The organism is Ruegeria sp. HKCCA4633 (genome assembly GCF_013034605.1).
Lineage (GTDB): Bacteria > Pseudomonadota > Alphaproteobacteria > Rhodobacterales > Rhodobacteraceae > Ruegeria.
On sequence record NZ_WQGJ01000002.1, the window covers coordinates 576,641 to 592,588 of the forward strand.

General features: G+C 56.5%; 14 protein-coding genes. 12 read left to right on the forward strand and 2 right to left on the reverse strand.

Going from position 1 to position 15,948, the window contains the following annotated elements:
- From napF to GOV85_RS09185, 8 genes are read left to right on the forward strand one after another with little or no spacing between them, the layout of a single operon-like run.
- Positions 1-537 carry a ferredoxin-type protein NapF gene (gene napF, locus GOV85_RS09150; RefSeq protein ID WP_245224427.1) on the forward strand — a complete coding sequence of 179 codons (537 nt, stop codon included), beginning with the start codon at positions 1-3 and terminating at the stop codon, positions 535-537.
- Complete coding sequence (locus GOV85_RS09155) at positions 537-830, forward strand: chaperone NapD (RefSeq protein ID WP_171177194.1); 294 nt, start codon at positions 537-539, stop codon at positions 828-830. The genes napF and GOV85_RS09155 overlap by 1 nt, the downstream gene beginning before the upstream one ends.
- Positions 827-3,319 carry a nitrate reductase catalytic subunit NapA gene (gene napA, locus GOV85_RS09160; RefSeq protein WP_171177196.1) on the forward strand — a complete coding sequence of 831 codons (2,493 nt, stop codon included), beginning with the start codon at positions 827-829 and terminating at the stop codon, positions 3,317-3,319. The genes GOV85_RS09155 and napA overlap by 4 nt, the downstream gene beginning before the upstream one ends.
- Before the next feature lie 27 nt (positions 3,320-3,346).
- The gene (gene napG, locus GOV85_RS09165) at positions 3,347-4,165 is read left to right on the forward strand and encodes a ferredoxin-type protein NapG (protein ID WP_171177198.1); all 819 of its coding nucleotides are present in this window, start codon (positions 3,347-3,349) and stop codon (positions 4,163-4,165) included.
- Entirely contained in the window at positions 4,162-5,079 is a 918-nt protein-coding gene (napH, locus tag GOV85_RS09170; protein WP_171177200.1) for a quinol dehydrogenase ferredoxin subunit NapH, read from the forward strand. The genes napG and napH overlap by 4 nt, the downstream gene beginning before the upstream one ends.
- A 12-nt stretch (positions 5,080-5,091) precedes the next feature.
- Complete coding sequence (locus GOV85_RS09175) at positions 5,092-5,529, forward strand: nitrate reductase cytochrome c-type subunit (RefSeq protein ID WP_171177202.1); 438 nt, start codon at positions 5,092-5,094, stop codon at positions 5,527-5,529.
- 29 nt (positions 5,530-5,558) lie between these two features.
- Positions 5,559-6,251, forward strand: a complete 693-nt coding sequence (locus GOV85_RS09180) for a NapC/NirT family cytochrome c (protein WP_171177204.1) — start codon at positions 5,559-5,561, stop codon at positions 6,249-6,251.
- A gap of 13 nt (positions 6,252-6,264) precedes the next feature.
- The gene (locus GOV85_RS09185) at positions 6,265-6,522 is read left to right on the forward strand and encodes a hypothetical protein (protein ID WP_171177206.1); all 258 of its coding nucleotides are present in this window, start codon (positions 6,265-6,267) and stop codon (positions 6,520-6,522) included.
- Positions 6,523-6,579: 57 nt separating this feature from the next.
- Here the strand turns inward: GOV85_RS09185 and GOV85_RS09190 are convergent, their stop codons facing one another.
- Positions 6,580-7,626, reverse strand: coding sequence for a glycosyltransferase (locus GOV85_RS09190; protein WP_171177208.1), 1,047 nt, complete (start codon positions 7,624-7,626; stop codon positions 6,580-6,582).
- A 69-nt stretch (positions 7,627-7,695) separates the two neighbouring features.
- Positions 7,696-8,394, reverse strand: coding sequence for a class I SAM-dependent methyltransferase (locus GOV85_RS09195; protein ID WP_171177210.1), 699 nt, complete (start codon positions 8,392-8,394; stop codon positions 7,696-7,698).
- A 461-nt stretch (positions 8,395-8,855) separates the two neighbouring features.
- Between GOV85_RS09195 and GOV85_RS09200 the strand changes: the two genes are divergently transcribed.
- From GOV85_RS09200 to GOV85_RS09215, 4 genes are read left to right on the forward strand one after another with little or no spacing between them, the layout of a single operon-like run.
- Positions 8,856-12,068 carry an adenylate/guanylate cyclase domain-containing protein gene (locus GOV85_RS09200; RefSeq protein WP_171177212.1) on the forward strand — a complete coding sequence of 1,071 codons (3,213 nt, stop codon included), beginning with the start codon at positions 8,856-8,858 and terminating at the stop codon, positions 12,066-12,068.
- A 38-nt stretch (positions 12,069-12,106) separates the two neighbouring features.
- Positions 12,107-12,991 carry an encapsulin gene (locus GOV85_RS09205; protein WP_171177214.1) on the forward strand — a complete coding sequence of 295 codons (885 nt, stop codon included), beginning with the start codon at positions 12,107-12,109 and terminating at the stop codon, positions 12,989-12,991.
- A 14-nt stretch (positions 12,992-13,005) separates the two neighbouring features.
- A complete protein-coding gene (locus GOV85_RS09210; RefSeq protein ID WP_171177216.1) occupies positions 13,006-13,830 on the forward strand; it encodes a DUF3237 domain-containing protein in 825 nt (274 codons plus the stop codon).
- Entirely contained in the window at positions 13,823-15,946 is a 2,124-nt protein-coding gene (locus GOV85_RS09215; RefSeq protein ID WP_171177218.1) for an FAD-dependent oxidoreductase, read from the forward strand. Before GOV85_RS09210 ends, GOV85_RS09215 begins: the two co-directional genes overlap by 8 nt.
- The last annotated feature ends 2 nt before the right edge of the window (positions 15,947-15,948 follow it).

Genomic DNA, 15,948 nt, shown 5'->3' on the forward strand with positions numbered 1-15,948 from the left:
ATGTCCACATTCGAGTCACCAGCCATGAGCCAGATGACGAGTAGACGCGCTTTTCTCAGCGCGCGCATACTTAGGGAAGATCGCGATGCGATCCGCCCGCCGGGCGCGGCCGTTTCGGACTTTGCAGATCTGTGCACACGCTGCGAGGATTGCGCCTCGGCTTGCCCCGAAAACGTCATCACATTCGATGACGGTGGTTTTCCCACTCTCGACTTTTCCGCAGATGGTTGCACCCTATGTGGAGACTGCGCCCAAGCGTGCCCAACACTTGCGCTGTTGCCCGAACGTGTGGCCCAATGGCCGTGGCGTGCACAAGTTGATGCGGCAAGCTGCCTGTCAATGAACGGGGTCAGCTGCCGCGTATGCCAGGACAATTGCGAGCAAGACGCCATCCGCTTTCGTCTGCAACTGGGCGGACGGGCGGAGCCTGCGCTTGATACCGAAGTCTGTATCGGTTGCGGAAGCTGCTCTGCTGCCTGCCCCGCCGGGGCCATCTCGATGCACCGCCCCACCCCACAACACCCGGAGGTGACCTAATGAATATCTGTGGCTGTCTCGTCCACATCGCCCCAGATCACACCGACGCCGCGCGTGCGGCAATGACTGGAACCCAAGGCGTCGAGCTTCATGCCGAAGCCGAGGATGGCCGGTTTGTAGTGGTTGTCGAGGATACCGCTGAAAAGCTGGCCTCGGACACCATTATGGATCTGCACCAGATCCCCGGCGTGATCTCTTTGTCGCTGACATATCACCATTTCGAAGATCCGGCGGAGACATCTCCGCAATCAAATGCCCAAAGCCAACCGACCAGCAGGAGGCCCATGCAATGACTGTTTCTGAATCCCGTCGTACTTTTCTAAAGGCATCCGCCGCTGCCGCAACGGCCTCGGCCGCTGGCATTCCGATGGCCGCCGGTCAGGCCAATGCGCAGGCCGATGCGCCCGATATTCGCTGGGACAAGGCCGCTTGCCGTTTCTGCGGCACTGGATGCTCGGTTCTGGTTGGCACCAAGGATGGCCGCGTTGTCGCCACACAAGGCGACCCCGACGCACCCGTGAACCGGGGTCTGAACTGCATCAAAGGCTATTTCCTGTCCAAGATCATGTACGGCAAGGATCGCCTGACCACCCCACTGCTGCGCAAAACCAACGGCGAATACGACAAGAACGGTGAATTTGAGCCCGTCAGCTGGGATGAAGCCTTTGATGTCATGGCCGCCAAATGGAAAGAGGCCCTGGCCAAGAAAGGCCCGACCAGCGTCGGCATGTTCGGCTCGGGCCAATGGACCGTCTGGGAAGGTTACGCTGCGGCCAAAATGATGAAAGCAGGCTTCCGGTCAAATAATATCGACCCCAATGCACGCCATTGCATGGCCTCGGCTGTTGTGGGTTTCATGCGTACCTTTGGCATCGACGAGCCGATGGGGTGCTATGACGATCTGGAACACGCCGATACCTTCGTGCTGTGGGGTTCGAACATGGCCGAGATGCACCCGATCCTGTGGTCGCGCCTGACGGATACGCGCCTGACAAAACCGGGATGCGAAGTGCATGTACTGTCGACCTTCGAGCATCGCTCGTTCGAACTGGCCGACAACGGAATGGTGTTCGAACCACAGACAGACCTGGCAATCCTGAATTATATCGCCAACTACATCATCCAGAATGGCGCGGTGAACGAGTATTTCGTGCGTAACCACGTCAATATCACTAAGACCGCAACCGATATCGGTTATGGCCTGCGTGAAACCAATGCGTTGCAGCAGGAAGCCGCGAACCCGAACTCGGGCAAGCTGGAAACCATCAGTTTCGAGGAATACGCCGAGGCTGTCGCACCCTACACGCTGGAGTACACTTCCGAGCTGTCCGGCGTCCCTGCGGATAAGCTGGAAAAACTGGCGCAGCAATATGCAGACCCAACACGCAAGGTCATGAGCCTGTGGACCATGGGCTTCAACCAGCACACACGCGGGTCCTGGGTGAACTCTCTGATGTACAACGTGCACCTGCTGGTGGGTAAGATATCGGAACCCGGCAACTCGCCCTTCTCGCTGACCGGTCAGCCCTCGGCCTGTGGCACCGCGCGTGAGGTCGGCACCTTTGCCCATCGCCTGCCCGCCGACATGGTCGTCGCGAATGATGAGCACAGGGAAATTTGCGAAACCGCTTGGAACATTCCGGCTGGCACCATCCCGCCAAAGCCCGGCTTCCACGCCGTGTTGCAGCACCGCAAACTGAAAGATGGTGAGCTGAACGCTTACTGGGTTCAGTGCAACAACAACATGCAGGCTGCGCCCAACATCAACGAAGAAGGCTATCCCGGTTACCGCAATCCGGAAAACTTCATCACCGTATCTGATCCTTATCCGACAGTTACGGCGGTGTCTGCCGACCTGATCTTGCCCACCGCGATGTGGGTCGAGAAGGAAGGTGCATATGGCAACGCGGAACGCCGCACCCAATTCTGGCGTCAACAAGTCAAGGCGCCGGGCGAAGCGAAATCCGACCTGTGGCAGTTGATGGAGTTTTCGAAACGCTTCACCGTCGAAGAGGTCTGGGGCGAAGAGCTGCTGGCCAAGATGCCCGAACATCGCGGCAAGACCATGTATGACGTGCTGTTCGCCAACGGCAAGGTTGACCAATTCCCGCTGTCCGAAACTGCGGAAGGCTTCGACAACGACGATGCCGAGCATTTCGGTTACTACGTCCAGAAAGGTTTGTTCGAGGAATATGCCGATTTCGGGCGTGGTCATGCGCATGACCTTGCTCCGTTCGACATGTATCATCAGGCACGCGGCATGCGTTGGCCGGTCGTGGATGGCAAGGAAACGCTCTATCGCTTCCGCGAAGGATATGACCCCTACGTGCCCGAAGGCGCGGATGTGAAGTTCTACGGTCACAAAGACGGTAAAGCCAAGATCATCTTTGCGCCGTACGAACCTGCCGCCGAAGTGCCCGATGAGGAGTACGATCTGTGGCTGTCAACGGGCCGCGTTCTGGAGCACTGGCACTCGGGCTCGATGACTCGCCGGGTTCCGGAACTGCACCGCGCTTATCCGTCGGCTGTGGTGTACATGCACCCAGAAGACGCGCGTGATCGCGGCTTGCGGCGCGGGCAAGAGATTGTCCTGTCCACCCGTCGCGGGGAAGTCACCAGCCGAGTGGAGACCCGAGGCCGGAACAAGGTGCCGCGTGGTTTGGTCTTCATGCCCTGGTTCGACGAGCATCAGTTAACCAACAAACTGACGCTGGACGCGACCTGCCCGCTTTCGAAAGAGACCGACTTCAAGAAGTGCGCCTGCAAGGTCGAGCGCGCGTAACCAGCAAGGATTGTACGGGTAATTCCCATGCCTCTTGTCGACACACCCCTTTCGCCGCAACGGCGCCGGTTCCTGCAGGACTCGGCCCGCGCGGCGGGCGGCTGCGTTGTCGCCGGGTCGGTGCTGGCCTATCTGGCCCGCGACGCCCGCGCGCTGCCAGCCGAGGCTTTGCGCCCGCCCGGCGCATTGCCGGAAAAGGAGTTTCTGTCGGCCTGCATCCGCTGCGGTCTGTGTGTGCGGGATTGCCCCTACGACACCCTGAAGCTGGCCGAACTTGGATCGGATGCGGTAGCAACCGGAACGCCGTTTTTCACCGCGCGGGATATTCCCTGCGAAATGTGCGACGACATTCCTTGTGTGGCCGCATGTCCAACAGGGGCATTGGACCCCGGGTTGGACAATATCGACGATGCCAAAATGGGCGTCGCGGTGCTGGTCGATCAAGAGAACTGCCTGAACTTCCTCGGCCTGCGTTGCGATGTCTGTTACCGCGTTTGTCCGGTGATTGATGAAGCGATCACGCTCGAGACCGAGCATAATACTCGATCCGGTCATCACGCGCTGTTCATTCCGACCGTCCATTCCGATCGCTGCACTGGCTGCGGCATGTGCGAAAAAAGCTGTGTTCTACCCGAAGCAGCCATCAAGGTTCTGCCTACGCGGCTGGCGCGTGGTAGTTCGGCAGAACACTACCGGAAAGGCTGGGAAGAAAAGGCTGCCAAGGGCGCGCCGGTTGTCGAAGGGATCATTGATTTGCCCGACCGTTTGCCAGGACCTGGCACCGACAACTTGGTTTCTCCGGGCGGGTTTGCCCCCGGATATGAACTACCCGGAGTCGGACAATGAGCGCCCGCACGCATATGCCTGTAGGTCACGAGGCAGTCGAAAGCAAAGGTTGGATCGGCGCACATCGCTATCTGTTATTGCGCCGCGTAAGTCAGCTGTTCTTTCTGGTTCTGTTTCTGCTGGGTCCGTGGTTCGGCATATGGATCGTGGAAGGAAACCTGGCGGGGTCGCTGACGCTGGGCGTGTTGCCCCTGACAGACCCTTTCATCCTGTTGCAAAGCTTCGTTGCGGGTCATTTGCCTGAGGTGACGGCACTGATCGGCGGGCTGATCGTTTTGGCGGTTTATGCGCTGATCGGCGGTCGGGTCTATTGTTCCTGGGTTTGCCCTATCAACCCGGTGACGGATGCCGCGAACTGGCTGCATCGCAAGCTGGATCTGCCCAAAGGTTGGCAGCCCAAGCGCAGTTCGCGCCTGTGGGTTCTGGCAACTGTCTTGCTTGTGTCGGGCCTGAGCGGTGTGATCGCGTGGGAGCTGGTAAATCCGATCACCATGCTCCATCGCGGACTGGTTTTCGGCATGGGTTTTGTTTGGGCCATGATTGCCGCGATCTTTATCTTTGACGTGATTGTCTCACGTCATGGCTGGTGTGGTCATCTGTGTCCAGTCGGTGCGTTCTATGGCCTGATCGGGTCAAAAAGCCTGCTACGTGTAAGCGCCACCAATCGCGCCGCCTGTGACGACTGCATGGATTGCTATGCGGTCTGTCCGGAAAATCAGGTGATCTCACCCGCGCTGAAAGGCAAGTCGGGACACACGCCACTGATCCTGTCACCCGACTGCACAAACTGCGGACGTTGCATCGATGTCTGCGCAGTCGACGTTTTTAACTTTACTCACCGGTTTGACGACCACGTCGTTCAACCTTCCGATCCAGTTGCCGCGCCTGAACCGCGCGCTGCCAGACCTATCTAGGGGAGTGCCAAGATGAAAAGATCAATCGTTACAGGCGGAATTGCCCTTCTACCCGTATTGTTGCTGAGCGGATGGGCCCTCGCGCAATCCGTACAAGTTGAAACCCTGCGAGGCGCGGACGTGGACGAACCGATCCCGCTGGATCAAATCCACAAAAATGTAGAAGGACGGATGCAGCGCAATTATCGCCAGCAGCCGCCGCTGATCCCACACTCGATCGAACAATATCAGATCGATGTGCGCACCAATCAGTGCCTGTCCTGCCATGACTGGTCCAAAGCTGGCGAGAGAAATGCACCGACCCTTTCGATGACCCACTATCTGGACCGCGAAGGCCGCGAGTTGGATCGCATCGCAGGAACCCGGTATTTCTGCAATCAGTGCCACGTTCCGCAAGCGGACGCGCCGCCGCTGGTCGATAACGTGTTCCAGCCCTCAACTGGCAACTGATTCAACTCAAGACTGAAAGGAGCAGCGACATGGCAGACTCCCCCGAAAAACGCGGCTTTTTAGGTCGACTGTGGAACGCGATCTGGACACCGGCGGTAATGTTCAGCTCGGGCTTTCTGATCCTTGCAGGATTTCTGGCCGGTATCCTGTTCTGGGGTGGGTTTCACTGGACCCTGGAATTGACCAATACAGAAGAGTTTTGTGTTTCGTGCCACACCATGGAAACGAATCTGGGCGAATACCGCGAGACGATCCACTACAACAACCATTCCGGTGTGCGTGCGATCTGTTCCGATTGCCACGTTCCGGATGAGTGGAACCACAAGATCAAAGCCAAGATCATGGCCGTGAAAGACGTCTATCACGAGCTTGCCGGAACCATCAGCACGCCCGAGAAATACGAGGATCACCGGCTGGCAATGGCCTCGGCGGTGTGGAAAAAGATGAAAGCGTCCGACAGCCGCGAATGCCGCAACTGTCACAACTTCGACTATATGGACTTTACCATTCAGGAAACCCGCGCCGCGTCGGAACACCAGCGCGCTATCGACACAGGCATGACCTGTATCGATTGCCACCAGGGTATCGCGCACAGCCTGCCGCCGAACTACCTGGAAACATATGAGAATGTGACCGCGGGACTTGAAGGCGAAGTTCTGGAAGAACATGCGACCGCATCTGGCGACGATATCCGTGACTTCCTGAACAACAGCTCGAATTGAAGGGGGAGCGGAGATGCTAGAGATACTGGGAACGATAGGCGGCAACATCCTAAGCCTGCCCGGCATTCTGGGGCTGGCCCTTGGCATGATGACCCGCAAGCTGTGGCTGGGCGCGGCATTGGGTGGCGCAGTCGGTATATTCGAAACGCTGGTGTTTGCTGGCTTTCAATTCGCGCAAGTCGAAGGTTTAGAGCTTGTCATCGCCGTCGTGGTCGGTGTCTGCGCAGGCAGCTTGGGCACGGCCATTCGACTCAAGGGTTCTACGGCCTGACATAGATCCGGTTCCGCCACCCCGGCGGGACCAACACACGCCAACAGACCTTAGGGCTCAATCTGGATTCAATCCAAGGAAGTTAAACAGTTCAGGAAACGGGTAGTCCTGCCTGTCGGCATCCGCCCCAAAAGCAAGAATGCCGGATTGGCGGTCTGCAAATGTGCCGTCTGAAAAGTAGGGCAAGCTTTTGTCGTATCTGGACAACGTTTTCTCCGAAATGCCATGCGTTCTTTTCATGTAGTGCGTCAGACGTTTCTTCGGAAAATTCTCAGCCGCGATTTCATTATGCACATCATCAAGTCCGAAGTGCTTTAGAAAAGCCAAAAGGGACAGGGTATAGATCTCTTCTATTTCGCGGGTCGTGTTGGCCCAGGGTTTGACTGGTCCTGTAAAGTGAACGTAACGGGGGTTCAGCAAAGCTATGATCTTGCCCGGCAGGTATGAGTGCTGCCAATTCCACGATGGCGACAACTCTAGCCAGTTTCCGTCCACAGCAATGTTAAGTGCGCTTTGGTCGGCCAAGGGCAGAGGATCACTCGCACCAGTCAACGCGCCAAGCGCCTTTTCAAAGATGTTTTCCGCAATCAAAGCCCTGCTGTTGACGAACAGCATACCGGCATTGAAGTACTTTTGCTGCGCGCCTGCAGGTAATAAATTGAAGTCTGCGTTTTTCCAGAACCGGCCCTGCGTCCAGCGGGTGTTATCGGCCACGGCCGCAATGGGCTGTTCAAAACCCTGCAACTGCATCAGGTCTGACGGCGACCCCCAACGTTGCACGATGTCATTATCAAGATACAGTACAAATTCGTGCAAATGAGACAGATCGCCTAGTGCTTTTAGCCTGAGCAAAGTCGCCTGGGACACGTAACCATGCGACTTGAATTTTTCGGGCGGGACAATATCGTCCAAACAATAGACGATCCTGAAATATCTTGAAAACAGAGTTTCCAACCGCGGATCTACCTGAGCCGAGACATAAAGGTAATGCTGAATCTCGTTGGTCGTGTCGAGCAAGAATGATCGCACCAACGCATAGGCCGCCTGCCAAATCTGGTTTTCGTCCGTGCACAGCACGACAGCCATTTTTTTGTCGCTGGTCATCCGACACAATCCTGCGGGTCATAACTTGAACGCAAAAATGGGCCGAAAGGTATCGAGAGCGATAGGCTATCAATCATATTGACCAAGTACTTTTTGCATCGCTAGGATTTTGGGTGCGCCGCGTCGCTTGAACTTGTCGGGGAAGACGAAGGCGAACCCGATTTCATCCGCAAGAGCGTTCAGATCGCGCTCGATCTCCTGATCAGAGTGCGCAAACCTACGGGTACGTTGGAAGTCATGGAATAGATCTCCCGTCTTGGGAAAATCCGGGTTCTCAAACGTGCCCGGTTGCCAGTGGAGGTCCTCGATAATGTAAATCCCACCATCCTTGAGTTTTGGCCACATCTCCAAAAGCGCGAATTGCTGATGATGCGAGGCGTGCGAAGCGTCGTCGATGATCACATCAAAGGGCTGTTCAAACTGGGCCGCTGCAGCTTTGATGTTCTCACGCTTTTCCATATCGCATTGGACGAAATCAAACCTAGGCCCCTTGCGCCAAGAAAAGTCCGAGATATCCAGACCCGTGACATGAGCATGTTCGAAATATTCCAGCCACATATCAACCGATGGAACGCGATCCGTTTCACGGTCTGCCCGACGCCCCCGCACCTCGGGGCCACCGCGCAACAACCCCATTTCAAGCAACCGAATAGGCTTGTCCCGAAGCGGGTGAAACAGAAGCTCGTACAGCCGCGTGTAACCATGAGCCAGATCCGTCAGTCCCTTGTCGGTACCGTGTTTTTTGGCCAGCTGGGTGAGATTGGGCATTTTTGGGGCCGCGCTCCGTGAATTCAGACTTGTGATCATCCCTACTGCATTGAGCGAGGGCCGGGTATTTGTCAATCAGCGATCCTGTTGGCCTTGAACGCTGTTTGGGTCGAGTACCTCGTAGCGTTCTAATTCAACACGCGGCCTCGTTCTTTGTCATTGGGTTGCTGCAATTCATTTCTTAACCGATTTCAATTGGCAAGCTGAGCAGCAAAAACGAACCTGTGGAACGGGATTCCCCCTTTCCAATATCGCTTTGATACCCTGACTCACTATTCCCAACTGAAGGCAGCAAAGGCGGGTTGAAATTTCAACAGGATTTCTTCAAACAAGATAACTCGTTAACGAAGTTGCCCTTGCGTCAAGCGCCTTCTAAAAAATCCTCTCTATTTTTACCTATGCAAATACAATATAAACTGTGGGGACTATGAGGGGAAAAATATGGGCGGGATCGCAAGACTATGACGCGGGTCCTTGAGGCAAAACGTATTTCCAAAGTTCTAAATCTGGCCGGTCTGACGGATCATTTATCGATGTTCCGGCAAGAAGGCGTGGACGACCAGCTTTTGGACGATCTGACCGACCCGGAACTGCGCGACCTTGGGTTGAGCGTTGGGGAAAGAAAAAGGTTTCGCAAAGCTCAGGCGGAACTCAAAAGCAAAGACGCGTCAAGCCGAGATGGAGTAAAGTCCGAGGCCGAACGAAGGCAACTGACTCTGGTCTTTTGCGACCTCGTCGGATCCACGCAGCTTGCACAGCGCTATGATCCCGAAGACCTGATGCAGATCATGAATCTGTACTTGGATACAGCCATCGGCACCTTGAAACAGCATGGCTGTCATCTGGCCTATCGTCAGGGCGATGGCATCATGGTGTATTTTGGGTATCCCAAAGCAATGGAAGACGACGCTGAGCGGGCTGTAAGGGCAGTTTTGGAAACCATTGAGGCTGTTCAAAACCTGGACAACAAATTCGGTGAAAAACTTAATCTGCGTGCAGGAATCGCAACCGGAATGGTCGTTGTTGGCATCGTGTCCTCGAAAAGCCTTGGGTCTGAGGAATTTTTGGTTGGCGAGACGGCGAACCTTGCGTCCCGGTTGCAAGGGCTCGCTAAGCCTGGGGAGGTGATCGTCTCATCAGAAACAATGCGGCTGACACAGGGAACGTTCGAATTCGAGCCGCGCGGTAGCCATGATTTGAAAGGGTTCGAAGACCAGCGCAAAGTCTTTTGCGTGCTCAAGGAAACCGTATCTGCCAGTCGATTTGAGGCCCGGACCGGACAATCTGCAGTCAAACTGGTGGCACGGCACGACGACCTGTCGACTTTGACTCAGCTTTGGTCTGCAGCACAGGAAGGGGCCGGCAGAATGGCACTTGTCGGCGGCGCGGCAGGTATAGGCAAGTCGAGACTGATCAAGTCGCTGTCTGAAACGGTCGGGGTCAAACCGCTTACCCTACAATGTACGCCACATCTGACCAGTCTACCTCTACACCCTATAATAAACGAGTTACGACGTGTGTCAGGCGACCAATCCGACGAAAATATCCAGGCTGCGGTAACAGGTTTTGTTCAATCCGCCTCGCGTGTGAACGAAACGGACTTGCCCGTCCTGCTGGATTTGGCAGGTGTCGACTCGGGCGCGCCCGCCGAACCTGATCCGCTGAAAAAGGCGCGGAAATCCATGGATGTGCTTCTGCGCAGCCTTGCCAGCATATGCGACAGGCGCGGCACGTTGCTGTTGGTTATAGAAGATGTTCACTGGGCAGATGCCACCACATTGGATTTTCTGGACACACTTGCTGCCAATCTGGCAGGTTTCCCGGTACTTATGGTTCTGTCACACCGGCCTGAATACGAGCCGCCAGAGCATTACCTGGACAAGGCGGCAACCGTCGATCTGTCACCGCTTGCAAGGACAGAGGCATCCGAGTTGGTACGCCGTGTGGCCGAGCCCTTTAGTCTGCCAGTTATTCTGATCCGTCAGATCATTGAAAAAGCGGATGGGGTTCCTCTGTTCATTGAGGAAATAACAAAGGCGGTTCTGGATCAGCTACCCGCCGACGCGCCGATCAATGCCGAGGTGCTGGATGCGCTGAGCGTTCCATCCACGCTGCAGGATTCGTTGATGTCACGCCTTGACAGAATGGAAAACGCCAAACCTGTTGCGCAGTTGGGATCAGTCATCGGGCGCAGCTTTTCAGCACGCATGATCGACGCGGTCGCCCAGGACAGCATGGATGTCGACAAAGCCTTGCTGGAATTGATGGCGGCCGGTGTACTGTTGGCGACCAGCGACGAAGGGTCCGCCACCTATACGTTCAGCCACGCGCTTGTTCAGGATACCGCCTATAACTCTCTGCTACGCGACGATCGTCAAAAACTGCATCTGAAAATTGGCAAAGCCCTACTTGAAAAGCACAAGGCCTTTGGCAACCCAGCCCCTGACACCATCGCGCATCACTGCGATTTGGGTGGTTTAAAGGACGAAGCTGTCGCCCACTGGTTCACCGCAGGCGAGCAAGCCCTGTCCCGACTCGCGAACTTGCCCGCGATCTCAGCCTTTCGGGCGGCGCTGCGCAATCTCGGGTCCATGCCCGCAACTGCCGAACGTGACGGGTTCGAATTGCGCGTTCAGATGAACATTCTGCCCGCTTACATGGCGATCTATGGCTGGTCTGCTGATCAGGTCGGAGAGACAGCCGCGCGCGCCATGGAGCTTGCCCAGTCTCTGGGTGATGGAGAGACGCTTTTCGCTGCAACCTTCTGCCGTTGGACCAATTTCTTTGTTGGTGGCCAAATGAATCACGCAATGGAGATGGGACAGGCGCTGGATGCGATGGCTGGAATGACCGGGGATCCGGTTGCCAACGTTCTCACCGCCCGCGCGCTGAGCTTCACCCATTACTTCCGTGGTGAGTTCGCCGAATGTGAGCGTCAGCTTGACCGGGCCTTTGCCCTGATATCGCCAGAACTTGATATGGCGATGATGCCGATGACGCAGTCTTCGACCATGGCTTCGCTGTTGGCGATTCAAGGATGCCTGCTATGGCAGCAAGGTAAGTTCGACAAAGCTGAAACTGCGCGTCTTAAGTCCATTGAAGTCAGCAGGGCGCTGAACCACGCGCCCAATCTGGTCTATATCATGGGTGCCTGCTGCATGTTCCTGCCTTACGCTGGTGAGTGGGACAGGATGGACGTAACGATGAAGGAAGCCCGCAAGATCGCAGATGAGGAAGGGTTCCTGTATCTGCACGCCATGCAGGACATCTATATGGGTCTTGCACAGGCCGGGAAAGGCGACCTTGCTGATGTGCCCGAACAGATCGAAGCGCGCATGAACCTGATTTCGAAATCAGGCGGCAACTTCACTTTCCCGCAGAATCAGATCGTATTGTCGGAAATAATGATCGATCATGGTGACCTCGATAGGGCGCTGGACCGGCTCGAGGCGGTCTGCGCACCCGGCTGGGAACGCGGAGAAACGCTAAACAAGCCTGAATATCACCGCGTGCGAGCCAAGGCCTTCGCGGCAAGCGGGAAAATAGATGCAGCCAGGGCTGAAGCCGTGCAGGCACTAACGCTGGCGCGCAGCATTGGGGCTATTGTGCAGGAAGATCGGGCCAGACAATTTCTGGACCAACTGACCGAAAAAAAATTGAACAAAACCAAGTGAACCGCCAAATATGGCGGCAAAACCAAGAGGGATTTGACATGACCGATGCATTGGACTGGGGCGACGCCCAGTGGAACGCCGTGAACAAAGCCGTCCATGATGAGGCGCTCCGCGCGCGGGTGGCCGCAAGTTTTCTGCCACTATACGGGCCGCTCCCCGCTGATACACAATCGGTCCCGCTGAACCGGCTTGAACTGGTCGACAACGAAAACGGCACTGCAAAACGCCTTGGTGTCAACGACTTTGACACCACGCGCCTGACCACTGTGTCTGTGAACGTCTATCTGAAAAGCGCGCAGATGGCCGACCCCGAGCTGTCCGCGGCGTTGATCATGTTCCGCCGTGCGGCTGCGATTGTGGCACGGGTCGAAGACGACATCATCTTCAACGGCCAACCGGGCACCGGGCAAGGTCCCAAACCCAACTCTAGCGCGCCCACCTCTTTGCCACCGATCTATACCGTCAGCGGCGGCGGCAAATACGAAGGCTTGCTGGAAGCGGGTGAGACATCTTCTGGTTCGTCGTCAGCAAAGAAGACAACCTACACCGGCACCAAAGTGTTCGAAGCGGTGGTTGCGGGTATCAATGAACTGGAATCGCGCGGGTATCTGGGCCCCTATGCCTGTGTGATGGGCAATGGCCTGTTCCAGGCCGTGACGACGCCGCTGGAAAACTCGATGGTGCTGCCGCGGGACAGCATTCTGCCGTTTCTGGATGGTCCGTTGCTGCGCTCGGGCACCCTGCCCGCGAATAACGCAGCGCTTGTGTCGCTGCAAGGCGCACCTGTTGAAATCGTGGTGCCATCTGAAATCGCGGTCAAGTACTTGCAGACTTCGTCGGAAGGTGAGCATGTCTTCCGTGTGCAACAGAAATTCCGCCTGCGGATCAAGGAAGAACAGGCCATCTGCACCCTCACCTGCTGACCGGAGGCTTGGCTGTGCGCGAGTTTACAGACCGGGGTGTAACCCTGCGCTGGTCAGAAACGATCAGTGCAACCGGTGACAAGCGAGCTTTGATAGAAGCTGGACCATCCGTTTCGCCTCATGACACAATGCGGCTGATCTGTTCACCGGATGGCGGCCCCGAGCGGGCCATTCGCGGCTGGCCTTTGAGCTATGATAAGAAAACCGGGCTTCAGCGCTTTGCGGCAACCCTTCCCTCGGTAGCACAGGACAAGACACTTTGCTGGCGTCCGGTATTGACGTCTGGCGGCCATGAGTATGACCCAGGACCGGACACTGCCCCCAAGACAGCACCGGTGCAAAAGCCAAACCCCGCGCCACAACCACCGGTTTTGGACCATATCGCCAAGTTCGTTGTCCCCTTCGCCAGCGATTTCCACCCTTCGGGCGAGACGCCGGACGGGGTTTGGTTGCATTTCGCCATCAAGGAAGGCGGTACGGTCGAAGGCCCTCATTTGAATGGGGTGATTGAACCGGTTGGAGGCGACTGGATGCGTGTGCGTCCTGACGGCGTGGGGCTTCTCCATGCCAAAGCGCTGATCAAGCCAGCGGACGGCGGCGCTCCGATCCTGTTTGAAGATACCGGCATGTGTGAGTTTGGCCCCGATGGTTATGCCGCACTGTTGAAGGGGAACCTGCCTGCGTCGGCCCCTGTGCGGGTGGCGTCGCGCTACCTGACCTCGAACCTGCATTACAGCTGGATGAATCGGGTGCAGGGGTTTGGCATTGGCGAAGCCAGCCTGTCGGACATAACCCTGCGCTTTGACGTCTATTCCGCGAAAGGAACATCAGATGGCTGAAAAGGTTGTCATTCTTGGGGGTGGCGTGGCCGGCATGAGCGCCGCGCACGAACTGATCGAACGCGGTTTCGAGGTTGAGATCCACGAACGCCAAATGATCCCCGGCGGCAAGGCACGCAGTATCCCTGTGATGAAGGGTGAAGGCGATCACGGCTCGAAGGCAAAGCATATCAAAGCGCTGGAGAATTGGGCCGAGATGGACGGGGCCAGCTATCCGCCCGGAGTGAAACGCCCATGGTTGCCAGGCGAGCATGGGTTCCGGTTCTTCCCGAACTTCTATCGACATATTACCGACACGATGGCCCGTACGCCTTATTACGACAAAGGCACGTGCTTTGATAATCTGGTGCCGACCACTCAGGTTCTGGTCAGTCAGTTCGACAAGCCCGGCATCATTGTACCCGAGCGATTTCCTCGCACCCTCAAAGACGTGGCGGATGCGTTCAAGACAATTGCCTTCGCGCTCTCGCCAAGGGACCAGATAGCATATGAGGATGTCGAGCATTTCGTTGCCTGCATGTGGCGGATAGCGACGTCCTGCAAGGAACGCCGGTTCGACGAATATGAACGGATCGGATGGTGGGATTTCATCGGGGCGGAAGACCGTTCGGAAGCGTATCAGAAATTTCTTGCCATCGGCCTGACACGGTCTCTGGTGGCCGCTAAAGCCACGACTGCCAGCACCAAGACCGTTGGCGACATTGCCGTGCAGCTGCAGTTGGGCATTGCCACGCCTGAGCCGCATTGCAACAGGTTGCTGAACGGACCGACCAACTTAGTATGGATTCAGCCCTGGCTGGATTACCTCAAAAGCAAGGGGGTCGTTTACAACTTCGAGTCCAAGGTAACAGGCATCGAATGCCAAAACGGGCGGATCACCGGTGCGACGGTTGAACAGGATGGCAGAGAACAGAACGTAACAGGCGACTGGTTCATCAGTGCCATGCCGATCGAGCGCATCGCGCCACTTCTCACGCCCGAGATGATGGCAGCCGATCCGGCGCTTGCCAAACTGCCACTGCTAGCAAACGACGTTCAGTGGATGAACGGTATTCAGTTCTATCTGACCAAAGAGGTCACACTTACAAACGGGCATGTGATCTTCATCGATAGCCCGTGGGCTCTGACCGCCGTGTCGCAAAAACAGTTTTGGCCGGGGATCAACTTTGACAACTGGGCTGAAGGCAAAACCAAAGGCCTGCTTTCAATTGATATTTCGGAATGGGACAAGCCGGGCTTGAACGGAAAGACCGCGCGCAATTGCACCCGGGAAGAGATTGCAAAAGAAGTTTGGGAGCAGCTCAAACGCAGTCTCAACGTGGATGGCGAGACTCTGCTGCGGGATGAGGATATGCACTACTGGTTCCTTGATCCCGACATCGTGCAGGACCCCGAAGATCCCAAACGCCAAAGCAATGTGGAACCTCTGCTTGTCAACCGCATCAACAGTTGGCGATTGCGGCCAGATGCGGCCACGCTGATCCCGAATTTCTTTCTGGCATCCGACTATGTGCGCACCTTTACTGACCTTGCCACAATGGAAGGGGCGAATGAGGCCGCGCGCCGGGCAGTCAACGCGATCCTGCAACGCAGCGGATCGGATGCCGAGCCCTGCCAGATCTGGGACCTGCACGAGCCTGATATCCTGAAACCGCTGCGCGCCTATGACTACGCGCGTTATCAAGCGGGTCTGCCGTGGGACAACAGGTTTGCTGTCGCGGTCGAAGCTGCACTGAAAATGGGCCAAGACACCGCAGGGATTGATCGCGGTGGTGACGGGCCATTGGCAGCCATCGGTGAACCGGCTGCAGAGTATTCAAAACCCGGCGGTATCATCGAAGACCCGGCCATTGCCGAAGCGCTGCGCATGATTTGCCCGCCAAAAGAACTGTTTGATCTGATGGCCAGCTATGAACCAACGGCAGATCTTCCGATACCCGGAGATGAGGTTGCCGAAGATGTGGCCTATGATCTGGGCCGGGACAGCGGTCAGTCTGATGTGCTGTCCAGAGCCCTGCCGATAACGGATGCACCCTTTGCCTCTGCTGGAACCGGGTTTGCCCCCGCCAGCGCGCAGAGCAGCAAACCTCGCGTGATCATCACGCAGAAGGGTTAACC